Source organism: Actinoalloteichus fjordicus, assembly GCF_001941625.1.
GTDB lineage: Bacteria > Actinomycetota > Actinomycetes > Mycobacteriales > Pseudonocardiaceae > Actinoalloteichus_A > Actinoalloteichus_A fjordicus.
In genome coordinates, this window is the sequence record NZ_CP016076.1 from 1,374,885 (window position 1) to 1,399,525 (window position 24,641).

27 protein-coding genes are annotated in these 24,641 nt (G+C 71.1%); 17 read left to right on the plus strand and 10 right to left on the minus strand.

Annotated features, from left to right (window positions below):
• Positions 1–76: 76 nt before the first annotated feature.
• Positions 77–1,132 carry an alcohol dehydrogenase family protein gene (locus UA74_RS06275; protein ID WP_075763992.1) on the minus strand — a complete coding sequence of 352 codons (1,056 nt, stop codon included), beginning with the start codon at positions 1,130–1,132 and terminating at the stop codon, positions 77–79.
• Between the two features lie 89 nt (positions 1,133–1,221).
• Between UA74_RS06275 and UA74_RS06280 the strand changes: the two genes are divergently transcribed.
• Complete coding sequence (locus UA74_RS06280; RefSeq protein ID WP_232237652.1) at positions 1,222–1,818, plus strand: TetR/AcrR family transcriptional regulator; 597 nt, start codon at positions 1,222–1,224, stop codon at positions 1,816–1,818.
• 422 nt (positions 1,819–2,240) lie between these two features.
• Here UA74_RS06280 and UA74_RS06285 read toward each other — a convergent pair whose 3' ends face one another.
• On the minus strand, positions 2,241–3,548 hold the full coding sequence (locus tag UA74_RS06285) for a nicotinate phosphoribosyltransferase (RefSeq protein WP_075763994.1): 1,308 nt from the start codon (positions 3,546–3,548) through the stop codon (positions 2,241–2,243).
• A 99-nt stretch (positions 3,549–3,647) separates the two neighbouring features.
• Here UA74_RS06285 and clpS point away from each other — a divergent pair, with 99 nt between their 5' ends.
• From clpS to UA74_RS06315, 6 genes are all read left to right on the plus strand, one after another.
• Positions 3,648–3,947, plus strand: a complete 300-nt coding sequence (clpS, locus tag UA74_RS06290; RefSeq protein WP_075739447.1) for an ATP-dependent Clp protease adapter ClpS — start codon at positions 3,648–3,650, stop codon at positions 3,945–3,947.
• Complete coding sequence (locus UA74_RS06295; protein WP_075763996.1) at positions 3,944–4,507, plus strand: DUF2017 domain-containing protein; 564 nt, start codon at positions 3,944–3,946, stop codon at positions 4,505–4,507. The genes clpS and UA74_RS06295 overlap by 4 nt, the downstream gene beginning before the upstream one ends.
• A gap of 6 nt (positions 4,508–4,513) precedes the next feature.
• Positions 4,514–5,539, plus strand: coding sequence for a P1 family peptidase (locus UA74_RS06300; protein ID WP_075763998.1), 1,026 nt, complete (start codon positions 4,514–4,516; stop codon positions 5,537–5,539).
• A 239-nt stretch (positions 5,540–5,778) separates the two neighbouring features.
• Positions 5,779–6,234, plus strand: coding sequence for a Mov34/MPN/PAD-1 family protein (locus UA74_RS06305; protein WP_075739450.1), 456 nt, complete (start codon positions 5,779–5,781; stop codon positions 6,232–6,234).
• Positions 6,235–6,312: 78 nt separating this feature from the next.
• Positions 6,313–6,591: a MoaD/ThiS family protein gene (locus UA74_RS06310; protein ID WP_075739451.1), complete on the plus strand. Its 279-nt coding sequence runs from the start codon at positions 6,313–6,315 to the stop codon at positions 6,589–6,591.
• A 37-nt stretch (positions 6,592–6,628) separates the two neighbouring features.
• On the plus strand, positions 6,629–7,579 hold the full coding sequence (locus UA74_RS06315; protein ID WP_075739452.1) for a PLP-dependent cysteine synthase family protein: 951 nt from the start codon (positions 6,629–6,631) through the stop codon (positions 7,577–7,579).
• Between the two features lie 213 nt (positions 7,580–7,792).
• Here the strand turns inward: UA74_RS06315 and UA74_RS06320 are convergent, their stop codons facing one another.
• Positions 7,793–8,746, minus strand: coding sequence for an SMP-30/gluconolactonase/LRE family protein (locus UA74_RS06320; RefSeq protein WP_075765995.1), 954 nt, complete (start codon positions 8,744–8,746; stop codon positions 7,793–7,795).
• Positions 8,747–9,175: 429 nt separating this feature from the next.
• Here UA74_RS06320 and UA74_RS06325 point away from each other — a divergent pair, with 429 nt between their 5' ends.
• From UA74_RS06325 to UA74_RS06335, 3 genes are all read left to right on the plus strand, one after another.
• Positions 9,176–9,835, plus strand: a complete 660-nt coding sequence (locus tag UA74_RS06325; RefSeq protein ID WP_075739453.1) for a rhomboid family intramembrane serine protease — start codon at positions 9,176–9,178, stop codon at positions 9,833–9,835.
• A 1-nt stretch (position 9,836) separates the two neighbouring features.
• On the plus strand, positions 9,837–10,622 hold the full coding sequence (gene murI / locus UA74_RS06330; protein ID WP_075739454.1) for a glutamate racemase: 786 nt from the start codon (positions 9,837–9,839) through the stop codon (positions 10,620–10,622).
• A gap of 171 nt (positions 10,623–10,793) precedes the next feature.
• Positions 10,794–11,564 (plus strand): MBL fold metallo-hydrolase, encoded by a 771-nt coding sequence (locus UA74_RS06335; RefSeq protein ID WP_075763999.1) that lies wholly within the window; start codon positions 10,794–10,796, stop codon positions 11,562–11,564.
• A gap of 82 nt (positions 11,565–11,646) precedes the next feature.
• On the opposite strand, the gene UA74_RS06340 is transcribed toward UA74_RS06335, so the two are convergent.
• Positions 11,647–12,609, minus strand: coding sequence for a magnesium transporter CorA family protein (locus tag UA74_RS06340; protein ID WP_075764001.1), 963 nt, complete (start codon positions 12,607–12,609; stop codon positions 11,647–11,649).
• Between the two features lie 287 nt (positions 12,610–12,896).
• Between UA74_RS06340 and rph the strand changes: the two genes are divergently transcribed.
• Together rph and rdgB are read left to right on the plus strand one after the other, a co-directional pair.
• Entirely contained in the window at positions 12,897–13,655 is a 759-nt protein-coding gene (rph, locus tag UA74_RS06345; RefSeq protein ID WP_075739456.1) for a ribonuclease PH, read from the plus strand.
• A complete protein-coding gene (gene rdgB, locus UA74_RS06350) occupies positions 13,652–14,290 on the plus strand; it encodes an RdgB/HAM1 family non-canonical purine NTP pyrophosphatase (RefSeq protein ID WP_075764003.1) in 639 nt (212 codons plus the stop codon). Before rph ends, rdgB begins: the two co-directional genes overlap by 4 nt.
• A 93-nt stretch (positions 14,291–14,383) precedes the next feature.
• On the opposite strand, the gene bcp is transcribed toward rdgB, so the two are convergent.
• Both bcp and UA74_RS06360 read right to left on the minus strand, forming a co-directional pair.
• Entirely contained in the window at positions 14,384–14,869 is a 486-nt protein-coding gene (bcp, locus tag UA74_RS06355; RefSeq protein WP_075739458.1) for a thioredoxin-dependent thiol peroxidase, read from the minus strand.
• A gap of 11 nt (positions 14,870–14,880) precedes the next feature.
• Positions 14,881–15,123, minus strand: coding sequence for a hypothetical protein (locus tag UA74_RS06360; RefSeq protein WP_075739459.1), 243 nt, complete (start codon positions 15,121–15,123; stop codon positions 14,881–14,883).
• Between the two features lie 290 nt (positions 15,124–15,413).
• Between UA74_RS06360 and glgP the strand changes: the two genes are divergently transcribed.
• Positions 15,414–17,972, plus strand: coding sequence for an alpha-glucan family phosphorylase (gene glgP, locus UA74_RS06365; protein WP_075764005.1), 2,559 nt, complete (start codon positions 15,414–15,416; stop codon positions 17,970–17,972).
• Between the two features lie 46 nt (positions 17,973–18,018).
• Here the strand turns inward: glgP and UA74_RS06370 are convergent, their stop codons facing one another.
• From UA74_RS06370 to UA74_RS06380, 3 genes are all read right to left on the minus strand, one after another.
• Positions 18,019–18,666: a class I SAM-dependent DNA methyltransferase gene (locus UA74_RS06370; protein ID WP_198042945.1), complete on the minus strand. Its 648-nt coding sequence runs from the start codon at positions 18,664–18,666 to the stop codon at positions 18,019–18,021.
• A gap of 298 nt (positions 18,667–18,964) precedes the next feature.
• Positions 18,965–19,474: a hypothetical protein gene (locus UA74_RS06375; protein ID WP_157434023.1), complete on the minus strand. Its 510-nt coding sequence runs from the start codon at positions 19,472–19,474 to the stop codon at positions 18,965–18,967.
• A gap of 289 nt (positions 19,475–19,763) precedes the next feature.
• Positions 19,764–20,960 (minus strand): helix-turn-helix domain-containing protein, encoded by a 1,197-nt coding sequence (locus UA74_RS06380; RefSeq protein ID WP_075764007.1) that lies wholly within the window; start codon positions 20,958–20,960, stop codon positions 19,764–19,766.
• Between the two features lie 313 nt (positions 20,961–21,273).
• Between UA74_RS06380 and UA74_RS33975 the strand changes: the two genes are divergently transcribed.
• The 4 genes from UA74_RS33975 to UA74_RS06400 all read left to right on the plus strand — a co-directional run bounded on the left by UA74_RS33975 (position 21,274) and on the right by UA74_RS06400 (position 23,368).
• Positions 21,274–21,405 carry a hypothetical protein gene (locus UA74_RS33975; protein ID WP_257787500.1) on the plus strand — a complete coding sequence of 44 codons (132 nt, stop codon included), beginning with the start codon at positions 21,274–21,276 and terminating at the stop codon, positions 21,403–21,405.
• A gap of 222 nt (positions 21,406–21,627) precedes the next feature.
• Positions 21,628–21,882: a hypothetical protein gene (locus tag UA74_RS06385; protein ID WP_157442174.1), complete on the plus strand. Its 255-nt coding sequence runs from the start codon at positions 21,628–21,630 to the stop codon at positions 21,880–21,882.
• Positions 21,879–22,118 carry a hypothetical protein gene (locus tag UA74_RS06390; protein WP_075764011.1) on the plus strand — a complete coding sequence of 80 codons (240 nt, stop codon included), beginning with the start codon at positions 21,879–21,881 and terminating at the stop codon, positions 22,116–22,118. The genes UA74_RS06385 and UA74_RS06390 overlap by 4 nt, the downstream gene beginning before the upstream one ends.
• 653 nt (positions 22,119–22,771) lie before the next feature.
• Positions 22,772–23,368: a hypothetical protein gene (locus UA74_RS06400; protein ID WP_075764015.1), complete on the plus strand. Its 597-nt coding sequence runs from the start codon at positions 22,772–22,774 to the stop codon at positions 23,366–23,368.
• Between the two features lie 67 nt (positions 23,369–23,435).
• Here the strand turns inward: UA74_RS06400 and UA74_RS06405 are convergent, their stop codons facing one another.
• Entirely contained in the window at positions 23,436–24,605 is a 1,170-nt protein-coding gene (locus UA74_RS06405) for a hypothetical protein (RefSeq protein WP_083682970.1), read from the minus strand.
• Positions 24,606–24,641: the final 36 nt, after the last annotated feature.

Here is a 24,641-nt window from a genome sequence, read left to right on the forward strand (position 1 = left end):
GATACCGCAGCGGATCGGAGCCGGCCTCGTCGGCCGCGACCGTTCTCGACGGTCGCGGCCGACTCGGCGTGGCCGGTCACTCCGCCTGCGGCAGGATCACGAGCTTGCCGACGTGCCGCTTGGCGACGAAGTCGGCCTGTGCCCGCCGAAGCTCGCGGAGCGGGTAGGTCGCGGCGACCGACGGGCGGATCTCGCCTGCGGTGATGTGGCCCAGCAGGGCGCGGAACTGATCGTGGGTGCCGAAGGACGAGCCGACGATCTGGAGCTGCCGCAGGTAGATGGTGCGCAGATCCGCCTCGACGACCGGTCCCGCCATGGCGCCCGCCACGACGTATCTCCCGAGCGGCCGCAGGCTCCGCAGCAGCGCGGAGAACGCCGCGCCGCCGACGACGTCGACGACCACGTCGACCTGCCCGTCGCCGCCCTGGTCGAGGGACCTGACCTCCTCGTCGAGGTCGGCATGGCCCCGGACGATGACCTCATCGGCGCCGAGGTCGCGTGCCTGCTGCTCCTTGCCCGCGCCGACCACCGCGATCACCCGGCCGCCCCTGGCCTTCACGAGCTGGACGGCGGCGACGCCGACTCCGCCGGAGGCGCCGGTGATCAGCACGGTGTCCGCTCCGGTCACCCCGGCCCGGTCGAGCATGCGCAGGGCCGTGACGGAGGACGTCGGGAAGGAGGCCAGCTCGACGTCGCTGAGCGGGCTCTCCACCGGGTGGGCGTTGGTCGCGGGCACGGTGACCAGCTCCGCGAAGCCGCCGTCGCGCTCGGACCCGAGGTAGTCGGTGGTGACCAGCGCCCGCTCGTCGCCCTCGTAGAGCATCGGATCGATCAGGACTCGCTCCCCGATCCGGCCCGCGTCGACATCCGGCCCCACCTGGTCGATCCGGCCCACGACATCGGCACCCTGGATGCGGGGGAAGACCAGCGGCTCGCGTCGCCAGCCCGTCGTGGCGGCTGGGTCGTCCGCCGTGCCGTAGGCACCCTCGCGGGTCCAGATGTCGGTGTTGTTGATCGCGGCGGCGCCGACGCGCACGCGGACCTCGCCTGCGCCCGCCACCGGGTCGGGGACATCTTCGCGGTAGACGAGTCGCTCCGGTCCGCCGAAGCCGGTGAGCTGCACTGCACGCATGATTCCTCCTTGGTATACCGATCGGTGGGTATACCCACGGCATCATGCTGTGGTCTCCCTGTCAACTCACCGGTCGGTATAGTCACGGCATGGCGAGTATGAGAAGCGCAGACGAGCCTCTGACCCCGGCCGGTCGACTGCTCCTCGAAGTCGCCTCGAACCTCTTCTATCGGCGTGGCATCCACGCCGTCGGCGTCGACATGCTCGCCTCGGCTGCAGGCGTCACGAAGAAGACCCTCTATGCCTGCTTCGGCTCCAAGGACGCCCTAGTGGCCCGTTACCTGCGAGAACGGGATCGGCGGTGGCGTGAATTCCTGACCGCGCGAGTCGCCGAGCACGCCGATTCGCCCAAGGAGGCGCTGCTCGCGAGCTTCGACGCCCTCCAGGAGTGGATGGACCGCGCGGATCCGCGCGGTTGCGCCTTCGTCAATGCGCTCGCCGAGCTGCCCTCGGCCGATCACCCCGGCCACCTCGCGGTTCTGGAGCACAAGCGCTGGCTGCTGGACTTCCTGACGGATCTCGCCGTCGCCGCCGATCTCGCCGAGCCCGAGGACCTCGCCGGTCTGATCCTGCTCCTGCACGAGGGTGCGCTGGTCAGCCACGCCACCGGCAGCGTCCCCGACGCGCCGCGCCGGGCCCGCTCGGTAGCCGCCTCGCTGGTGGCCTCGGCGACCCGGCGCGGCTAGCTCTGTACCGCAGTCCACAGCTCAGCCCGTCGTCGACGTCCGGTGCCCGGCGGCTCCACGTGGATCGGTGCCGGAGTCCGGCGCGAGCGTCGACGTCCGCGCCGTCACGCCCGACGAACGAGACCGGCCTGCGCAGATCACGCCGATCGGCCGGGTTTCTTCATGCCGACCGGGCATGCCGACCGGGCATGCCGACCGGGCATGCCGGCCCTACCGGCCGCACCAGGCCGCCGACCACGCCTGCCCGCCACTCACCCGGCCGGCAGCCCTCGGGCGGCAGGGACGCCGAGCCCGCCGTCGTCGCCCACCACCGTGACTTCAACGTCGGTGACGGTCTGGATGAGCACACTGCGCACGGCACTCCGGGGGCACGCTGTGCACGGCACCGACGTGGCGCTCCGGCCGGCGACCGGCCGGGACGGTCACCCCACGAACGTCGTCGGCAGCACCGGCTCGCCGCGCGACAGGGTCAGGCCCTCCCACGGGACGCTGACGAGCGCCTGGCGTAGCCGCTCGCGCCCTTCCTCCAGCGTCGGCAGTCCCGGCACGCGGGCCCCCTCACGCCACAGCGGGATCTGGAGCCTGCGGTCGTGCTCACCCAGCGCGGGGACCTCGGCGTCCGGGTGCACCCGGTAGACGACCTCCTCCACGGCCGTCCCGGTGGGCCGATGCCTGCGCAGCGCGGCCTTGCGCCCGCCGATCGAAGCCTTGTTCTGACTGCGCTTGGCGACCGGCCTGCCGTCGACCTCGACCAGCTTGTAGACCATGCCCGCCGCAGGCGCCCCCGAGCCGGTGACCACCGAGGTGCCTACTCCGTAGCCGTCCACCGGGTCGGCCCGCAGTGCCGCGATGGCGTACTCGTCGAGGTCGCCGGACACCAGGATGCGAGTCCCCGTCGCGCCGAGTGAGTCGAGCTGCTCACGGGCCTGCCTGGCCAGCACGCCGACCTCCCCGGAGTCGATGCGGATCGCGCCGAGCCCCGGCCCCGCGACCTCGATGGCCGTCGCGATGCCCTCGGTGATGTCGTAGGTGTCCACCAGCAGCGTGGTGTCGACGCCCAGGACGTCGACCTGCGTCCGGAACGCCGCCGCCTCCGAGTCGTGCAGCAGCATGAAGGCGTGCGCCGAGGTCCCGGCGGTCGGAATGCCGTACCGCCTGCCCGCCTCGAGGTTGGAGGTCGCGGTGAAGCCAGCCAGGTAGGCGGCGCGGGCGGCGGCCACCGCCGACTCTTCGTGGGTGCGTCGAGAACCCATCTCGATGAGCCTGCGCCCGTTCGCCGCACTGGCCATCCTGGCGGCGGCCGAGGCCACCGCGCAGTCGTGGTTCAGCACGGAGAGGGCCAGCGTCTCCAGCAGCACCGCGTCCGCGAAGTCGGAGGTGACGGTGAGTACCGGCGAACCAGGAAAGTACAGCTCGCCCTCCGGATAGCCGTCGATCTCGCCCTGGAAGCGGTAGTCGGCCAGCCAGGCCAGCGTGTCCTCGTCCACCAGGGCGTTCTCCCGGAGGACCCGCAGCTCGTCGGGCCCGAACCGGAACTCGGCGAGGGCGTCCAGCAGCCTGCCGACCCCCGCGACCACGCCGTAACGGCGCCCGCCGGGCAGACTCCTGGCGAAGACCTCGAAGGAACAGCGTCGTGCGGCCGTGCCGTCGTGTAGTGCACCCGCGAGCATCGTCAGCTCGTAACGGTCGGTGAGCATTCCGGTGCTCGGTTTCCCCAGGCCAGCGTTCATGGGCGGAGCGTACGTTGCGAGTGCACTACACGAGGGATGTACTCGCGCGCGAGCGCAGGTACGCGCTCGACCTCTTTTCGGACGTGACACCATGGAGGAATGAGCACGCCAGTCGAACTGGAACAGACCCAGGTCGACCCGAGCGCCGAGACGCTCGGCGCGGAGGACAAGCCCTGGATGACCATAGTCTGGAACGATCCGGTCAACCTCATGTCGTATGTGACCTACGTCTTTCAGAAGCTTTTCGGCTACAACCGCGACAAGGCCACCAAGCTGATGCTGGACGTGCACCAGAAGGGCCGTGCGGTGGTCTCCTCCGGGTCCAAGGAGAAAGTCGAGGGTGATGTGGCGAAGCTGCACGCCGCAGGCCTCTGGGCGACCATGCAGCGGGACTCGTGAACGGCTGGTGGCGTCGAGGCGACGCCATCGTGGCCGAGTTCTCCCAGCAGGAGGCGGCCATTCTGCGCGGCCTGGTCGGCCAGCTGCGCGAGATGCTGACCGCGCGCGCCGAAGAAGCCCCGCAGGACGAGCTGTCCGCGCTGACCGGGATTCGCACCGGCCCCAGCACGCCCCCGGACGAACGGGTGCTGCGCAGGCTGCTGCCGGACTTCCACCGACCGCCAGAGGGCGAGGAGCTGACGCCCGGCGAGGCCGACTCGGCCGCCGCGCTGCGCTCGATGCACGAGCCGGAGGTCGTCGACCTCAAGACGGGCGTCGCCGGAGTGGTCCTGGCCACCTGCCCGCCCGACGGGGGTCGGATCAGGCTCGACGACGAGCAGGCCTCGGCCTGGCTGGCCGCGCTGAACGACGTCCGCCTCGCGCTGGGCACCGTGCTCGAGGTCAGTGACGACATGCCGGAGGAGTTGCCGGAGGACGACCCCCGCCAGCCGCATCTGAGCGTCTATCACTGGCTGACCGTCGTTCAGGACACCCTCGTCCACGGCCTCACCGTCGACTAAAGCCGCATGCGCCCCGACCCGAACCCCGGCCCGCTGGACGCGATCACCGACGTCGGCGGGCTGCTCGTCGGGCAGTACGGCCGCTCGGACGACGGCTGGGCCACCGGTTGCTCCGTCGTGCTGGTTCCGAATGGAGCGGTGGGCGGCGTGGACGTGCGCGGCGGTGGTCCCGGCACCAGGGAGACCGACCTGCTCGACCCGTCGAACCTGGTCAACGAGGTGCAGGGCGTGTGCCTCAGCGGAGGCAGCGCGTTCGGCCTCGCCTCGGCCGACGGCGTGCTGAGCTGGTTGGCCGAACGCGGGCACGGGCTGTCGGTGTCGGCCGAGCCGGGCCGGGTGGTGCCGATCGTGCCCGCCGCCGTGCTCTTCGATCTCGATCTCGGTGAGTGGGGGCTGCGGCCAACGGCCGATTTCGGCTACCAGGCCTGTGCACGGGCGACCGGCGATCGGCCTGCCGAGGGTTCCGTCGGCGCGGGCACCGGGGCGAGCGCCGGGACGCTGAAAGGCGGTATCGGCACCGCCAGCACCGTCCTCGCCGACGGGACGACCGTCGGTGCGCTCGTCGCGGTCAATCCGATGGGCGAGGTGATCGATCCGGCCACCGGGCTGCCCTGGTACGACGACTCCGGCACCCGCAGCGGGCTCGGGCTGATGGACCCGGACAGGGGAGAGGTGCGGCGGGCCGCGCCGCAGCAGGGCCGTCGTCCGCTCAACACCGTCATCGGCGTGGTCGCCACCGACGCGGAGCTGACCAAGGCCGAGTGCAGGCGGGTGGCCACGGTGTCGCACGACGGCATCGCCAGGGCGATCCGGCCCGCGCACTCGATCTTCGACGGCGATGCCGTCTTCGTCCTGGCCACCGGAGACAGGCCCGCAGCCGCACCGGCGGCGCGGGTCGTCGCGGTGGACGAACTCGCCCAGGCCGCGGCCGACGTCTTCGCGAGGGCGGTGGTGCGCGGCGTGCTGACGGCCACCGGGCTCGCCGGTCGTCAGGCCTATCGGGAGCGTTACCCGTCCGCCGTCGCTCGCTGATCCGCTGCGCCGTCGATCGTCGTTCGACTGCCCCGGAACTGGCCGAACTCATCCGCCTCGCTCCGCAGCGCCTCGGCTGAACCAGCCTCGGTGAACCGGCATCGGCGAACCCGCCTCGGCGGCCGCTCCGCGCCCCGACGGCACGGTGCCGTGCGAGCGCCCGGCCCGCCGCCCCCTCGCCGCCGACGTCACAGCCCAGGCCACTGGACCTGCTGGACGTGACACGTAGGATTGGCGGCGTGCTGGTGATCCGACGCGACCTCGTGGACGCGATGGTCGCGCATGCTCGGCGGGACCATCCCGACGAGGCATGCGGCGTCATCGTGGGCCCGGCGGGCTCGGATCGGCCCGAGCGGCTGGTGGAGATGGTCAACGCCGAGCGTTCGCCCACCTTCTACCGCTTCGACTCCACGGAGCACTTCCAGGTCTGGCGGGCCATGGATCAGGCGGATGAGGAGCCGGTGGTCATCTACCACTCGCACACCGCCACCGAGGCCTACCCGTCGCGCACCGACGTGTCCTACGCGGGCGAACCCGAGGCGCACTACGTGCTGGTGTCGACCAGGCACCCCGAGGAGCACGAGCTGCGCTCCTACCGGATCGTCGACGGTCAGATCACCGAAGAGCCGGTCGAGGTCGTCGAGTCCTACATGTTCTCGCACACGGGCGCCGACGACGTGCCCGACTGTCGCTGATCTCCTCGCGCCACGCCGCCTACGGCGTGTGCCCGGATCACGCTGGAACCTTCCTTCCGCCACGACAGGAGTCTCACCATGGCAGTGACCGTGTCCATCCCCACCATCCTGCGCACCCACACCGAGGGTGAGAAGTCGGTGCCTGCCGACGGCGCCACGCTTCAGGAGATCATCGACGACCTGGACAACCGCTACTCGGGACTCAAGGGCCGCCTGGTCAAGGAGGGGGCCCTGCACCGCTTCGTCAACGTCTACGTCAACGACGAGGACGTCCGGTTCTCCGGCGGGCTCGGCGCGGCGGTCAAGGACGGCGACAACATCACGATCCTGCCCGCCGTCGCAGGCGGGATGCGCTGATCACGCTGTCGAGAAGGGGCCCGGTGAGGACTGACTGATGGCTCGGTACGACTCGCTGCTCGACGCGCTCGGCGACACCCCGCTGGTCGGGCTGCCGCACCTGTCGCCGGGGCCGTCGGTCCGCCTCTGGGCGAAGCTGGAGGACCGCAATCCGACCGGCTCGATCAAGGACCGGCCCGCGCTGGCCATGATCGAGGCGGCGGAGCGGGACGGCAGGCTGCGGCCCGGTGACACCGTGCTGGAGCCGACCTCGGGCAACACCGGGATCGCGCTGGCCATGGCGGCCTCGCTCAAGGGATACCGACTGGTCTGCGTGCTGCCGGAGAACACGTCGGTGGAGCGCAGGCAGCTGCTCAAGGCCTACGGCGCGGAGATCATCTTCTCGGCGGCGGCGGGCGGCTCCAATCAGGCCGTGGCCACCGCGCGCAAGATCGCCGAGGAGCACCCGGACTGGGTGATGCTCTACCAGTACGGGAATCCGGCCAACGCCGAGGCGCACTACCGGGGCACCGGGCCGGAGATCTTGCGCGATCTGCCCGAGGTGACGCACTTCGTGGCAGGCCTCGGCACCACCGGGACGCTGGTCGGCGTCGGCCGTTACCTGCGGGAGCACAAGCCGGACGTGCAGATCATCGCCGCCGAGCCGCGCTACGGGGAGCTGGTCTACGGACTGCGCAACCTCGACGAGGGCTTCGTGCCGGAGCTGTACGACCCCGACGTGCTGACCGGCCGCTACTCGGTCGGCTCCTTCGACGCGCTGCGCCGCACCCGCGAGCTGCTCTCGACCGAGGGCATCTTCGCGGGCATCTCCACCGGGGCCGTCCTGCACGCCGCGCTGGGCGTCGCGGAGAAGGCCGCCGGGGCGGGTCAGACCGCGGACGTGGTGTTCGTGGTGGCCGACGCGGGCTGGAAGTACCTCTCCACCGGCGTCTACACGGGGGATCTCGAGGACGCGGCCGAGCGCCTCGACAGCCAGCTCTGGGCCTGACGGAGCCCGAGTCGGGACGGCGACGCCTCGACTCGGGACGGCACCGCCTCCGCTGAGCGGCGGATCGTCGAAACGAACCGCGACCCGATCCCGCGCGGGCCCGACCGGGATCGCATGGCGGCCTGCGTGCCGGGCGACAGCAGGCGACCGGCCTCGTCGGCCTGACCCGTCACGGGCCTCGGCTCCCACCGCTCACTCCGTCGCCGAAGGGGCTCAGCCGAGGAACAGGGTGTCGGGCAGCCCGACGTCGAGGTCCGGCAGCACCAGCAGCCTGCCGTCCTGCTCGAGCCCGGAATCCGTCGCGGGCGTCGCGGTGGTGACGTAGAGGTCGGTGAAGCCGAACCCGCCGAAGCAGCAGCCGGTCGGCTCGACGGCGGGCAGCTCGATCCGACGGTCCAGGGCTCCCGCAGGCGTGTAACGGTGGATCGCCGCGCCGCCTCGGATCGTCACCCACAGACAGCCTGCGGCGTCGACGCAGAGCCCGCTCGGCTCGCCAGGACCGTCCGCGACCTCGAATAACGGCCGCCGGTCCGTGCCTGCGCCCGTCGGCCGATCGAAGGTGAGCACGTCGACGCGCCGCGTGCCGCGCTCGACGACGTACATCGACCGCTCGTCGGGACTCCAGCCGAGCCCGGTGATCTCGGCGGCCGGATTCAGCGGCGTGGACGCGGCCCCGTCGGGCTCGATCCTGGCCAGCCAGCCCCGGCCTGCGGCCCCGGCCGGTGCGGTGGCGGGGTCGAGAGCGGACATCGGCGCGGGGGCCTCGTCGTTCGCGGACCGTGCCGTCGCGGGCCACCGGGTCGCATCGGCCGCTGCGGCGTGGCTGCCCGCCCACAGCCTGCCCGCCGGGTCGACCGATGCCATCCCGGGTTCGGCATCCGGACGGGCCCAGTAGACGAGCCAGCGTCGGGTGTCGTCCGAGTCGATCAGGGCGATGCCGTCTCGCAGACTCGCCACCAGACCGCCCCGCACCCTCGGGCGCACGGCGCCGACCCGCTGCGGCAGGTCCATGGTGACGTCGACGCCGGTGATGGGCTGATAGCGGTGCACGCGGGCGTTCGGCGTGTCCACCCAGAGCAGCGACTCGGCGGTGATGTCCCAGGTCGGGCAGGCGCCCTCGGCGGCGGCCTGCTCGACGGCCACCTCGCAGCTCGCATGATTCACCACGGCGACTGGCTCCTTTGGGATGTCCTGACGGCCGGCCGGGGTCGGCTGGTCGGTGCGGACCCCCTGCACGGGGGCTTCCGCCGTCGACCGGATCGACTGTTCACCCGCAATCGATATCAGTCGCCCCGTCGGCGCCGACGATGGGGGCCGATCATGGGCTGCCTGCGCCCACACGTCGCGGCATCGGACGACGTCGCTCGAGAGACGTGCTCGTCGTCACGGCGCGCGGGGAGCCGTCCTGGTCGCCTGCGGTGCGCGCTGCGGAAGGCGTCGACGGAGGCCTGTGACGCCCCGCACTGACCGCGTCGGTCCAGCCGCCGATCCGTCCGGAGACGAGCCGCTGCAGGCAGGAAACGGATCGGAGACGATCCGGGGCTTCTCAGGGCCGACCCCGATGCAGGGGTCGCGATCGTGCGTAGGCTCGTTCTCGTGGATGCTCTCGCTCATGCCAAGCCGCCTCGCCCGCCTGCCAAGCGGGTCCTCCCGCCGCAGCCGAAGCAGGCGGCGATCGTCATGGTCGGGTTCACGGCGACGTTGTGGGTGGTACACCTGATCAACGTGCTGACGAGCACCCCGCTGTCGCCCGGCGGACTCAACGGCCACGGCATCAGGCCCCTGGACTTCTCCGGCCTGGGCGGGGTGCTGTGGGCGCCGTTCCTGCACGGCGACTGGGCGCACCTGATGGGCAACTCGCTGCCCTTCCTGATCTTCGGTTTCCTGGCGATGTCCGGCGGCGTCGGTCAGTGGCTCGCGGTGACCTCGCTGATCTGGCTGGTCGGCGGCATGGGCGTCTGGCTGGCGGGCGGCATGGGAACCCTGCACATCGGCGCCTCCGGCGTCGTGTTCGGCTGGCTGGCCTTCCTGCTGGTGCGCGGCGTGTTCAGCAGAAGCCTGCCGCAGATCGGCGTAGCCATCGTCTTGTTCTTCTTCTACGGCGGAATCCTCTGGGGCGTCCTGCCCGGCCAGCCCGGCATCTCCTGGCAGGGCCACCTGTTCGGCGCCCTCGGCGGTGCGTTGGCGGCCTGGCTGGTGGCGAAGTCCCTGGCCAAGCAGCAGAGCAGGCCGACCCTGACTCCCGGGCTGAGCTGAGATGCCCGACCGCGATGCGCCCATCGGGGTCTTCGACTCCGGCGTCGGCGGCTTGACCGTGGCGCGGGCCATCGCCGATCAGCTGCCTGCCGAGCGGCTTCGCTATGTGGGCGACACGGCCAACAGCCCGTACGGCCCGTTGCGGATCGACGAGGTGCGCGAACACGCGTTGGCGGTCGCGGACAGGCTGGTGGCGGACGGGGTGAAGATCCTGGTCGTGGCCTGCAACACCGCCTCGGCGGCCTGCCTGCGCGACGCGAGGGAGCGATACCCCGTCCCGGTCGTGGAGGTCGTGCTCCCGGCGGTTCGGCGCGCGGTCGCCACCACCAGGTCGGGGCGGGTCGGCGTGATCGGCACGGCGGCCACCATCCGGTCCGGCGCCTACCCGGACGCCTTCGCCGCCGCCCGCGACATCACGGTGCACGGCGTCGCGTGTCCCCGTTTCGTCGACTTCGTGGAGCGCGGCATCACCTCGGGCAGGCAGGTGCTCGGTCTTGCGCAGGGGTATCTGGAGCCGTTGCAGGCCGCCGACGTCGACACCCTGGTGCTCGGCTGCACGCACTATCCGCTGCTCACCGGCGTGCTCCAGATCGCGATGGGGCCGGACGTCACCCTGGTGTCCAGCGCGGAGGAGACCGCCAAGGACGTGGTGCGGGTGCTCACCGAGACCGATCTGCTGCGCGAGGCCGACCCGGACGAGCCCGTAGATCGCGAGTTCGCGGCGACCGGCGACGCGATCTCCTTCCAACGGCTGGCCCGCCGCTTCCTGGGGCCCGCCTTCGCCTGAACCCGGCGCCCGAACCCAGAGCCCGAGCCGAGGGCAGGCGGCCGGGGCCGGTCCAACGACGGTCTGAGCAGGGCCGGGAGTTCGTTCGCGAACCCGGCCCGCTGTTCCTCGGCGGCCGCCGCGACTCGTTTCGCTCTGGTGTCCCGGCGCCGGGACGGGCAGGCTGGACGGGTGTTGTTGACCATCCTCGGCTGCTCCGGCAGCACACCCGGCCCCGGCGCCGCCTCCTCCGGCTACCTGATCGAGGCCGAGGGCGCGAGTCTCGTCGTCGACCTCGGCAACGGCACGTTCGCCGCGCTCCAGGGCCACCGGGATCCCTTCACCCTCGACGCGCTGCTCCTCTCGCACCTGCACCCGGACCACTGCGCGGACGTCAGCGCGCTCACGGTGCTGCGGCGTTATCACCCACGCCCGCCGTACGACCCCCGCCTGCACCGGCTGCCCCTGCACGCTCCCTCGGAGGCGGCCGACCGGCTCGGTGCGGCGTACGCCCCCTCGGCGGCCGAACGGGCCGAGACCGATCTCTCCGACGTCTACGACTTCGAGCCGCTCAGCGAGGGAACCCGGCGCATCGGGCCCTTCGAGGTGACCGCGTTCCCGGTCGCGCACCCGTGCGAGGCCTACGGCTTCCGCATCCGACATGAGGGGCGGGTGCTGGCCTACACCGGCGACACCGGGCCGTGCCCGCAGCTGCGCGAACTGGCCGCCGACGCCGACCTGGTCCTCGCCGAGGCCACCTGGCCCGACCACCCCGACGCGGTGCCCGACCTCCACCTGTCCGGCAGACAGGCGGGGGAGCTGGCTCGCGCAGCCGGGTCTCGGCGGCTGCTGGTCACCCACGTGGCGAGCTGGTTCGACGCCGACGAGGTCGTGGGGGAGGCGGCCGAGGCGTTCGCGGGCCCGACGTTGCGGGCCGTCGCGGGACATCGACACGAGGTCTGACCGCCGCGGCGGACTCGCCTCGAATTCGCCGAAGGCCGGGCGCGGCCCGTGTCTCCCTGTCTCGGGCTGTTCCGCCTGCCGATCACAGCCAGCCTCGGCGTCGGAACAGCAGGTACAGGACGACTGAGGAGCCGAGGATCGCGACGTAGGAGCCGATGAGCCCGGCATGATCGCCGTAACCGGGATAGGGCAGATTCTGGCCGAAGTAGCTGGTGATCGCCGTCGGGACGGCGATGATCGCCGCCCAGCTGGTGACCTTCTTCATCACCACGTTGAGCCGATTGCCCTGGAGGGCGAGCTGGGTCTCCCGCACTCCGGAGGCAAGCTCGCGCATCCCCTCGACCCACTCCGTCACCCGCAGCACGTGGTCGTAGACGTCCTGGTAGTAGGGCATCAGCCGCTCGTCGATCAGCCCGATGTCGCGGTGCATCAGCCCGAGCAGCACCTCCCGCATCGGCGCCGCCACCCGGCTCAGCCGCAGGAGGTTCTTGCGCAGCCGCAGTGATCGCCGCTGCACGGTGTGCAGCTGAGCAGGCTCCGCGAAGAGGAGGTCCTCCAGCTCCTCGACCTCGTCCTCCAACGCCTGCGCCGCGTCGAAGTGGCTGTCCACGACGGCGTCCAGCAGCGCGTACAGCAGGTAGGCGATGCCCCGTTCTCGGCCTGCCGCCGCCCACCGCCGCGCCACGTCGGTCGGGTGGAGGTTCGTGTCCTTGTGCACGGTCACCAGCGCGTGCGGGGTCACGAACACGGCCAGCTCCGACACCAGCAGGTCGTCCTGCTCGTCGAGCACCACGCGGTGCACGGTGAGGAAGAGATGGGAGTCGTAGCGGTCCAGCTTCGGCCGCTGCCGCTCGTCGCCCGCGTCCTCCACGGCCAGCTCATGCAGCCCCAGAGCCTCGCCGATGCGATCGATCAGCGCGGGATCGGGCGCGGGCAGGTCCAGCCAGTCCGCCATGCCCGGGTCGGCCAGCCGGGCGCCGAGATCGCCTTCCGTGAGGGGCTCCGTCACCCGCTCGCCGTTCTGGAACAGGGTGAACTCCGCCATGGTCACCGAGGCTAGCTCGCGGTGTCCGTCCGAGTGCGGACCGTGAGCTCGTCGATCGGGTGACGAGTTGGGCCGGGGCGCCGCCACCGGTCTCGGCGTGGCAGACCCGGCGCGACTGAGCCGCGACGTCGGCTCGGCTTACCGTCGCGGCCCCCGTCATGGCCGGTCAGTTCGATGGCGGTCGGTGCGTGCGGCCGAGCGGCGCCCTGGACCGGACGCGGTGCCGTCGAGTGAAGCCCGGCGACACGCCGATCGAATCGGGACCGCTCGATGGGTAGGGTGACCGGGTGGTACGTGCAGATGGTCGAGAGAACGACGCGCTCAGGGATGTCCGTTTCACCCGTGGCTACCAGGAGTGGCCCGCCGGATCGGTGCTGGTCGAGTTCGGCCGTACCAAGGTCCTGTGCGCGGCCAGCGTCCAGGCGGGTGTGCCGAGGTGGCGAGCGGGCTCCGGCCTCGGGTGGGTGACCGCGGAGTACGCGATGCTCCCCTCGGCCACACACACCCGCTCCGGCCGTGAGTCGGTGAAGGGTCGGGTCGGCGGCCGCACCCACGAGATCAGCAGGCTGATCGGGCGGTCCCTGCGGGCCTGCGTCGACCTCGCCGCGCTCGGGGAGAACACGATCGCGTTGGACTGCGACGTCATCCAGGCCGACGGCGGCACCCGCACCGCAGCGATCAGCGGCGCCTACGTCGCCTTGGCCGACGCGATCACCTGGCTGGAGGCGGGCGGGCTGCTGGCCGATCCCAAGCCCCTGTCCTGTGCGGTCGCCGCGGTCAGCGTCGGGGTGGTGGACGGGCAGGTGCGCCTGGACCTGCCCTATGAGGAGGACTCCAGGGCCGAGGTGGACATGAACGTCGTCGCCACCGACGCGGGCACCCTGATCGAGGTGCAGGGCACCGGCGAGGGCGGCACGTTCGCCCGCACGACCCTGGACACGATGCTCGACGTCGCGCTGGCGGGCTGCGCCCGGCTGAACGATCTGCAGAACGAGGCGCTCGCCGCGCCCTACCCCGGCGAACTCCCGCCGAAGGTCAACCGATGACGGCCCGGTCGGTGCGGCTGCTGCTCGCCTCGCGCAACGAGAAGAAGCTGCGTGAGCTGCGGCGCATCCTGCTCGCCGAAGGAGTGGCGGGCATCGAGGTCGTCGGCCTCGGCGATGTTCCCGAGTACCCGGAGGTGCCGGAGACCGGCGCGACCTTCGAGGAGAACGCGCTGATCAAGGCGAGGGCGGGGGCCGAGGCCAGCGGGCTGCCGACGGTGGCCGACGACTCCGGACTGGCGGTCGACGCGCTCAACGGAATGCCCGGTGTGCTGTCGGCTCGCTGGAGCGGCGGCCACGGCGAGGACGCCGCGAACCTCGAACTGGTCCTCGCGCAGCTGGCCGACCTGCCCGACGAGCGCCGTGGCGCGGCCTTCGTCGCGGTGGCCGCGCTGGCCCTGCCCGGCGACGGGGCCGACTCGGAGTACCTCGTCCGAGGGGAGTGGGCAGGCCGCATCGCGCGGGCGCCGCGCGGGGAGAACGGCTTCGGTTACGACCCGGTCTTCCTGCCCGCCGGGGAGTCCCGGACCTCGGCCGAGCTGACGCCCGAGGAGAAGGACGCGGCCTCGCATCGGGGCCGCGCGCTGCGCGCCCTGCTGCCGCGCCTGCGGTCTCTCACCACCGATCAGGGCGAGTAGAACGCTTCGGCGCCGTGCCGCCGATCCGGTGTGCCGGGGCAGCGTCCCCGGCACACCGACGCGCTCCCGCCCGAAAGGCGGCGTGCTCGGGCGTCAGGCCGACGCGGCCAGGCCCAGGTCGCGACGCAGCTTGGCGACGTGACCGGTGGCCTTGACGTTGTACATGGCCTTGGTGATCCGGCCGGACTCGTCGACGACGAAGGTCGAGCGGATCACCCCGGTCACGGTCTTGCCGTACAGCTTCTTCTCGCCGAAGGCGCCCCACCTGGTCAGGACGGTCTTGTCCGGGTCGGACAGCAGCGGGAAGGTCAGGCCCTGGTCCTCGCGGAAGCCGTGCAGCTTCGCGACCGGGTCCGGCGAGATGCCCAGCACCGTCAGACCGGCCTCGTTCAGGTCACCGAGGTTGTCGCGGAAGTCGCAGGCCTGCTTGGTGCAGCCCGGCGTGTTGGCCGCCGGGTAGAAGTAGACGATCACCGAGGAGCCTCGATGGTCGCGCAGTGAGACCGGGTTGCCCTCGGAGTCGGTGAGGGTGAAGTCCGGGGCCTCGTCTCCCTCGGCCAGGCGTGTCTGTTCGCTCATGGCCGCCGACGCTAGCCCGTCCGGCCGAGGCCGTTCGTCGGGGTCGTGCGGTGGCCTGCGGAACCGGCGTCGTTCGAATCCCGGACGTCGCTGCCGAGGGAGTCGCTGACCGACCATGCGGACGGTGGACCGAGTGACCGATTGGAACCTTGGACATCGGCGTGCAGCGTCGACAGCACCGCCCCCAGCAGTATCCCCACGATCGCGGAGGCGATCATCGCGATCGCGCTGACCAGGAAGAATCTCAGACCCATCGCTTTACATCCTGACTACTCGTGCCTTCCCCCACTCCGAGCCGGGCCGAAGACACCATCGTTTCCCCGTTCGGTGGGTCATGCGAGCGGACGGCGACTGATTAGCCGAGAAGAGTGATTTTCGGGGGACGTCACTCACGCGAATGTGTCGAGAAGGTGACGATGCAGGTAACGGATTGACATCATCACGGTTGGTAAACGCTTTCCTGTTTCCGGCGTGATCGACACGGCGCTCCCGGCGCGTGTCCGACCTCCCGCCGCGTGCCGCGTGTCCCGTAAGGTCCGCTGGCGTGAGAGCAGTGCGCCGCTTCACCGTGCGGGCCCAGTTGCCCCGGCCGCTCGCCGCCCTGAGCACCCTGGCCACCAATCTGCGGTGGACCTGGCACCCGCCGACTCAGGACCTCTTCGCCGAGGTCGATCCGCAGGCGTGGGCCCGCGTCAAGGGCGACCCGCTGCGGCTGCTGGGGGAGGTGTCGGTCGAACGCTGGAACGTCCTCGCCGAGGACGACGACTTCCTGGCGCGGGTCGCCGCCGCCGAGGACGACCTCGCGCGCTACTGCGACGACGACCGCTGGTACCAGCGCAGAGCGGGCGAGATCGAGGGGCTGCCCGCAGGCATCGGCTACTTCTCCATGGAGTTCGGTGTCACCGAGGCGCTGCCCAACTACTCGGGCGGCCTCGGCGTGCTGGCGGGCGACCACCTGAAGGCGGCATCGGACCTCGGCCTGCCGCTGGTCGCGGTCGGTCTGCTCTACCGGGCCGGTTACTTCGGCCAGGCACTCTCGCGGGACGGCTGGCAGCTGGAGCACTATCCGGTGATCGACCCGCGCGGTCTGCCACTGGACCTGGTCACCGATCCCTCCGGGGCGCCGATCCTCGTCCACGTCGGAATGCCGCGCGGCCGGGTGCTGCGGGCCAAGATCTGGCGTGCGCAGGTGGGTCGCATCCCGTTGCTGCTGCTTGATTCCGACGTCGAGGGCAACGATCCCGACCTGCGCGGGATCACCGACCGGCTCTACGGCGGCGACCAGGACCACCGCATCAAGCAGGAGATCCTCGCGGGCGTCGGCGGGGTCCGCGCCGTGCGCGCCTACTGCGGACTCGTCGGCACGACGCAGCCGGAGGTGTTCCACACCAACGAGGGCCACGCGGGCTTCCTCGGCCTGGAACGGGTTCGCGAACTGGTCGCGGGCGACGGCCTGGACTTCGATCAGGCCCTGGCCTCCGTGCGGGCGGGCACGGTCTTCACCACCCACACCCCGGTGCCCGCGGGAATCGACCGCTTTCCCGTCGACCTGGTGCGTCACTACTTCGGCGACGGTCACGAACAGGACCTCCTGCCCGGCGTCCCCACCCACCGCGTGCTGGCGCTCGGTGCCGAGGACAACGCCAACATGTTCAACATGGCGAACATGGGCCTGCGCCTGGCGCAGCGGGCCAACGGCGTCTCCGCCCTGCACGGCGAGGTCAGCCGGAAGATGTTCCGCGGCCTGTGGCCGGGCTTCGACTCCGCGGAGGTGCCGATCACCTCGGTCACCAACGGCGTCCACGGGCCCACCTGGTCGTCCCGCGAGATGATCGACCTGCTGGGCGACCCGGAGCAGGGCGTCGAGCACGGCGAGGGCGCCCACGGGTTCGAGCCGGTCAGCGACGCCCGACTGTGGGAGCTGCGCTCCACGTTGCGCGGTCGGCTCGTCGACGAGGTCCGCCGCCGGGTGCGCGCGGCCTGGATCGAGCGCGGCGCCGCCGAGTTGGAACTCGACTGGACCGACTCGGTCTTCGATCCCGAGATCCTCACCATCGGCTTCGCCCGCCGGGTGCCCACCTACAAGCGGCTGACCCTGATGCTGCGCGATCAGGACCGCCTGCGGAAACTGCTGCTCGACCCGAAGCGCCCCGTGCAACTCGTCGTCGCAGGCAAGTCCCACCCGGCCGACGACGGCGGCAAGGCGTTGATCCAGCAGATCGTCCGCTTCGCCGACGAGGCCGATGTCCGGCATCGCATCGTCTTCCTGCCCGACTACGACATGTCGATGGCCCGCTACCTCTACTGGGGCTGCGACGTGTGGCTGAACAACCCGCTGCGCCCGCTGGAGGCCTGCGGGACCTCCGGGATGAAGTCCGCGCTCAACGGCGGACTCAACCTGTCGATCCGCGACGGCTGGTGGGACGAGTTCTACGACGGCCGCAACGGCTGGGCGATCCCCACCGCCGACGGCGTCACCGACCCGGTGCGGCGCGACGACCTGGAGTCGCAGGCGCTGTACGGGCTGCTCGAGTCCGGGGTCACCCCGCTGTTCTACGAGCGCGGCACCGACGGCGTCCCGCAGCGCTGGATGTCGATGGTGCGGCACACGCTGGCGGGTCTGGGCTCCAAGGTGCAGGCCTCCCGGATGGTCCGCGAGTACGTCGAGTCCTGCTACCTGCCTGCGGCGCGGGCTGCCTCGGCGATGCGAGCCGACGGATACCAGGGCGCCAGGGAGCTGGCGGGCTATCGCGCTCGGCTCCAGGCCGCCTGGCCGCACATCAGGATCGTCGACAGCACACTGACCGCCGACGGCGAGCCCGCGCCCTCGCTGGGCACGCCTGCAACCGTGCGAGCGCGGGTGGAGTTGGGCGGCCTGGACCCGGCCGAGGTGGACGTGCAGGCGGTGGTGGGCCGCGCCGACGAGGCGGGCGAGTTGAGTGACGTCGTCACCCGCTCCATGGATCACCTCGGCGGCGTCGACTACCGCGCCGAGGTCCCGCTGCCCCACGCGGGCCCGTCCGGCTACACGGTGCGGGTGCTGCCCCGGCATCGCCTGCTGTCCACCCCGGCCGAATTCGGGCGCGTGGTGCTGGCGGACTGATCTGGACGACGGCGGCGAACTCCGGGTGTGTGGCTCGGCGCCGCCGTCAGATCCGCTCGTAGACCGAGACGTGCCGCCTGCTGGCCGTGGTGAACGGGCTGCGGTCCCAGTGGTCGTATCGCTCGCGGAGTCGCATTCCGGCGAGGCGGGCCATCAGGTCGAGCTCGCTCGGCCAGCAGTAGCGCAGCCGCAACGGGCTCAGCGTGATGCCGTCGGCGCCGATGCGGACGCGCTGATAGGTGACGGTCTGCTCCACCGGGTCGTGCAGCTGGTACTCCAGCTTCACCGAGTCCTCGGTCAGTGCGCGGGTGGCGACGCGCTGGCCTCGGTCGAACTCGCTCACGTCCTGGATGAAGCACTCGAGGACGAAGAGGCCGCCGGGTGCCAGGACCTTCGCGACATTATGGAAACAGTCGAGCTGACGTTGTTGGGTGACCAGGTTGAACAGCGTGTTGAACACCAGATAGGACAGCTGGAACGGGCCGGTCACCGCGACCTCGGCCATGTCGCCGACGGTCGTCGGGACGGCCGCGCCGCCCGGCTTCGCCCGCAGGCGCTCGACCATCGCGGGCGAGCCCTCGATGCCCTCCACGGCGATGCCCCGCGCCGCCAGCGGAAGCGCGATCCGCCCGGTGCCGACGGCCAGTTCCAGGACCCGCCCGCCGTCGGGAACGAGACCGGCCAGGAACTCCACGGCCTAGAGTCGGGTCGGGATTCGTTCCCTGGTCGTAGTCGGCCGCATAACGATCGAAGAATGCCGGATCACCGAATTCGATCATGCGCGGCAACGTAGTCGGCTGCTCGTCGGCGAGGCCAGCGAGTTTCTCGGTGACGACTTCGCCGGGGTCTCGGCGGCCTGCCGGTCGTCGTCCCGGCAACTCCGGGATTCCCGGCCGTCGTCGAACGTCGTGCGTGGCGGCGCACCGAACTCGCTCGCGACGGTGCACGGGCAGGGCTGATGCAGTCCCGGACGGCGCATGCCCGGCTCGGCGTCAGCCTATTGATAGATCGATGCCGGGGGCCTGGCCGGTGGCGACGGTGAAGGGCAGGTCCTGCACGGGGACCGGTGTGGACCGGGCGGCGGCGACGATCACGAACAGTCCGGAGTGGTGGAACGTGAGGCAGGTGGCGGCGCGCGAGTGCAGCAGCGTCGCCTTCTTCGGCTTGCCGTTGACTCGTGGCGACGCGTGCGACCTCTCCTCGACAGCGGTCCGCGACGGCCGCACTCTGGCGCGGCCGGGGCCGCTGAGGAAGCTCGCCGCCACTGCACCGATGTCCGACTCGCTCCGGTCGTCCGCGCAGGACTGCACCAGAATCTCCTGGTCAGGAAGCGAGAGGCGCAGGCTGATCGCGGACACGATCCCGTCGGTCATGCTGCGCTCGCATTCCACGATCTCGGCGCCGCTGACGGTCACCACGGCAAAATCCGACTCGGTGCGAAGCTCGTCGAAGTCCACCGGCGGCGGGAAGAAGCTCAGGTCCCACTCTGACTGCTCGTGCACGTCCGACACCTCGTCTCGTCTGGGCGGGCCGTCATCGACCTGCGTTCGGCGGACTCTGCCACAGTGCACAGTCGGGCCGGAGCGTGATCGGCGGGACGGAGGCGTCACACGGTTCCCATTCTCAGGGGGCAGTTGAACAGCGTTGGCAGGTCCGCCATCCCGTGCAGGCTGGATTAGGGATCGTCTCTCTCACGAGTTCACAGCTCCCATGCGGTGATGATCCGCCTCATCGGCGACGGCGATCAAATCGTTCCGATCCCGTACCACGGGCCTTCTTCGTGCTGGGTAGTCAGCTCGGCAGCGCGGCCCGGGTATCGGTCAGATAGTCCCGGAGTTCTGCGGCGGCGGGATCTCGTGGGTAGAGGCGGCGGGTCTCGGCATGCATCTCCTGCGCGAGCATCGTGAAGGGCAGCAGTGAACGTCGATCTACCTCGACGGCGGCTCGGGTCCAGGCGTGGGCGCCGTCGAGGTCGCCGTCGCGCAGCGAGCCGATGCCGAGGGTGAACCGGGCTTCTGTGGCGCGCATGGGACTGCGCTCTGCCCCATGGGGCAGCCGCGAGAGCCGGAGAACCTCGTGGGCATGGTCGGCCGCACGGGTGTCGTCGCCGACGAGGCGATAGCAGTCCATGGCGTAGAAGTCCCATTTCGTCGGGTCGATGACGAAGTGATTCTCCGGTCGAGTGGGGTGATCGTGCCTGCCGAGGAGCCGGAAGCCGTCGTCGAGTTCGCGACGCACGGCCTGGATGTCGCCCATGCGGGCCTGAGCCTTGGCCGACTGAGCGGCGAGCTGGACGGCGACCGAGGAGTTCGGTGCTGCGCGGGTGCCCGCCGCCGCGTAATCGGACACCGTCCGCAGCCTGCCCTGAGTTAGGGCGAACCAGGCACTGAGTTCGAACGACCAGGCGATGATCTCGCCGTGCCCGATCTCCCTGCCGATCTCCAGCGCCGCCGCGCGGGTGAGGTCGGCCTGCCGAGCCAGGCCGAGGTCGTACTCGAGGCAGCCGAGGAGGAGCATCAGCCAGCCACTGATGAGCAGGACCTCGCGATGTTCCCGCAGGCTGGTCGGCCCGTCCAGCAGCGAACTCGCGTAGGAGAGCCACCCTATGGCCTCGCTATGAAGTTCCCGCGCGTCGCGCCAGGCGTAGTCGCAGCACATCTGCTCCGTGGCGAGCGCGAGCTGGTCGAGCGTGTGGACGCCGACATCGCTGCGATGAAGTCTCCGCACGATATCGGTGATTCCCCACGGCTTGATGGACATCGGCATCTGCCCCTTCTTTGTCTCGGTGGCGACGAAGAAGGCGGTTAGCGCACCGTTGCCGGCAAGGATCTCGTCCAGCCGTTGAACCGTCCGTGCATCGGGCGTGCACTTGTGGGACTCGGCTCGGCTGATCTGACTTTGACTCCAGTGTGCTGCGTCGGCCAGCTCGGCCTGTGTAAGGCCTGCCTGCCTACGTAGTCGGGCCAGTACGTCCCCGAAACGCTCCATGTCTGACCGACCTCCGATGCATGGTCATGCGCATGTCATGCGTGGTTCCCGGATCTCCTCGAATCTTCGGGTATCGAACTCGATAGTAGACGTGACGAGTAGATCGCTGAAAGTGACATTCAGCCGATAAGGCGAGAACAGTCCGCATCCCGACTCCTGATTGATCCATGACTTCGATGTGAGGTGCGATGACCAAGGGAATGCCTGACAGTCCGGAATTTGCTGGGCTTGCCGAAGACGCCGCCTGCCGAAGGACTTCTGCCGACGAAAGCGAGCTTCGGACGCTCCTCACGGGGTCCTCGGGATGGTCCTCATGACAACCCCCGCCGCCGACGCCCTCTACGCCCGTGCTCCTCGTCCTGTGCATCGGCCTGCCGACAGTGGACGTGGTCTGGCGCTGGTGGCGGGCGGCGCATCCCGCTCGGCGGCCGCCGTCCCGTCGTGACTGGGCACGCGTTCGGGCCGCCGAACAGCGGGCCGCCGACGCGCGAACCGTGGCTGGGCGGTCGCGCGATCGGGCTGATGCCGAGCTGCGGGCGAGGCGAGCCGCCGTGCGCTGTCGGCTCGACGTGGTCGCCCGTCAATGTCGGCAGGCTGCCTTCGGGAATGCCTGTCGGCCTGTCGATCCGCCGCCGGGATGGACGCGGGTGCTCACCGGGACTCTGACGTGACCGGGCTCGTCGTGTGGGCGACGAACGCGGGACCGCAGCGGGGCGGCGACTCGATGTCGCCGAGCGAAGGACGTCGGCCGCTCCCTCAGCCGCCGCAGCGGTGGGCGGGACGGTTCCGTCGGCTGGAGCACCGCCGGGACGAGTCGTACCAGACGGTCGACGTGGCGGTGTGCGGGGCAGTGCTGGTGTCGGTGGAGGAGTGGGTACGCCTGCTGCGGTGCCCGACGTGCTTCCCGGTGGAGGGACCGTGACCGGCATGGCCTGGTTCGTCCGCACAGTGCGCTCCGGCGACACGCACCTCTGGAGCGCAGCCTGGAACGGCTACGACCTGATCCGCCCCGTCTGCGCGCCAGAAGTGGAGTTCCGGGCGATGAACCGGCGACCGATGCGGGTGTGCTTCTACGACGACCAACGCTGCCCGCTGTGCCTGGGACACAGCACCACCCGGACGCCTGCCCCGCGACCGCTGACGGCGGTGTCCGCGTGAGCGCCGACGACCCGACATGGTTCACCCTGGACGCGGCGCCCTCGGCCGGGCTGTGGCTTGACCGCCATCTGGTCCTCGGCGCCCGGCCCGTGGACGGCACCGCTGTGACGGCGGCATGTGGGGAGCGGCTGCGGGTGGGGCCTGCCCAGCAGTGCGATGTGGACGGTCTTCGGCTGATCGGGCTCCGCCCGTGCTGGTCATGTGCCGAGCGGGCGACGGATCGGTACGTCGGCTCCGCTCCGGGACCCTGCGGCTCCGGACGATCCCGCCCCGACCGACCTGCCGACGCCGGTCCACCCTCCGCACGTCGGACGTCGATCGGCTCACGGGTCGCGGCGGCCCGCGATGTGGACGCGGCGCCGATCGGCGGCCATCCCGCAGTCTCGTCCTTCGATCGCCTCGGGGACGCACGACCCCTCGCAGCTCCGGGACCGCGACAGCCGGGCGACTCCGGTGAGGCCGGTCGTCCCGACCAGTGCTGACTCCCGTGCACCTGCTGATGACCCGAATGCTCTGCCGCCGGCCTTCTGCCTGCCTGCCGGACACCCGACCCGGATGACCGGACCTTCTGCGGAAGGGCTCGCGCCAGCAGGCTGAGAACGAGCCGACACCGACCACCCCTGCACCCGACCATCCCGAGGAGAGAACGGCGAATGTCCGCCACCAGTTCGACTGATTCCACCCTGTCCGGCAGGCGGGCGCTCGGCGCCCAGGGCGGCGGTTCGTCGGCGGCCGCGTCAGTGGCCGCGCCGCCGGGAAGGCCGTGCGACGCGCGCCCGCCGATGCCCACTCCGCGCCCCGTCCCGCTCGACGTCGCCGTCGGCGCGGGCACGGTGGCCGCCGAACCCTGGGTGATGTGGGAGACGCTGATCGCCGCCGTCCAACGCTGGACCGTGCAACCCGCCGACGCGCTCCGGAACTGCCACGGCATCTCCGTCTACGACTACCGACTTCTCCGCCTGCTGGCCCGCTCACCCCGACCGATGCGCAAGGCCATCGCCAACACCGCACTCGACCTGCCACCCCGCAGCCTCGACCACAGCGTGATCCGCCTCGCCGACCGCGGCTACCTCACCGTCACCGGCCGAGGCAACGAGAAACGACTGGCACTCACCGACTACGGCATCGAATTCCTCGAAGCGGCCATCGACACCCTGCGCACGGCGACGGCCGACGGCCACGGCGCGGCCTCGCTGCCGCCTCGGGAACGGGCCGTGCTGGTCGCGCTCCTCAATCGACTGCGGCGCTGAGCGTTCCGCGAAGACCGATCGCGTCGGTAGACGGGGACGGACGTGCAGGCGCAGGCGCGGCCGCTGCTCAGGCGATGTCCAGCCGAGTCCGCAAGGCGACCACTCGCGGCCACCAGGCGGCGTGCTCCTCCGCCTGCGCCAAGGCCTCGCGGGCGGATCGGTTGTCGCCTGCGGCCATCCTGGCGCGGGCGAGGGTGGCGAAGTTGTCGGCGCGGGCCAGCGGCCCGTGGCTGAAGTCCTCGGCGAGGAGCGCGAGCCGGATGGCCTCGGCGGTCTTGCCTTCGAGCAGGGCGAAGGCGGCCTTCGTTCCGTGCAGCTTGTACGCGGGGAAGCCCAGCTTCTCGGCCTGCTCCAGGGCATGGCCGCCTGCGGGCAGTGCCGCTGCGGCGGGCAGCTGGTCCGCCTCGACCGCCGAGACCACCAGACCCGCGAGGCCCACCAGTGTCGCGGTCCGACGGCGCAGCTCGATGGACTCGTCGGCGCTCAGCCGCATGGCCAGGCCGACCGCCTCGCGGTAGTTCCCCTCCGCCTCCCACACTGCGATCCGGCAGGCGGCGGTGGCCCAGCTGTCGCCGTGTCGGTCGGTCATCTCGGCCAGCGCGGCCCGTGCGTCGGCCAGCCTGCCCGCGTTCAGGGCCTCGGTGATCTGCCCGGCCAAGACGCTCGCGGACATCTCCGCGACCTCGGCGGCACCGATCCTGGGCAGGCTGAGCACTAGCCAGCCGATGGACGTCACGCTGCTGTCCCGGCGCGGCACCAGCGACGCCAGCACCGTCGCCGTCACACCGACGGCCACCCCGCGACCGAGGGAATCCGCCGACAACACCAGCCAGGAGGCGGCGGTGCTCGCCAGGCCCAGCAGCGCGGCCCAGGCTCCGGTGCCCCACATGCGCAGGCGGACCGGTTCCCGGCCTGCGGCCACGCTCACCGAGAGGAAGAGCGGGACCGCGCGCAGCACCACCGTCCGGCGAGCCGCGGTCCACGCGTGCAGCCGAGGGCCGACCCCGATGATCACGCGGGTGATCGCCGCCCTGGTGAGCAGGCCGCCGGTGAGCATCCCAAGCTGAAGCACGAGCTGCGCGACGATCACGCCCGCCGCCGCACCGAGCAGCGCCGTCAGGATGCCGAGCAGGGCCATGGGCAGACCGGTCAGGCTCGTCTCGATCACGATCACCGCGAGCACGCTCGCGACGAGCAGGAGCAGCGCCGGGCGTCGCAGAAACCGCAGGAGTCGCACGCACACACGATGCCCGACGCCGCTGCGCCGCCCTCG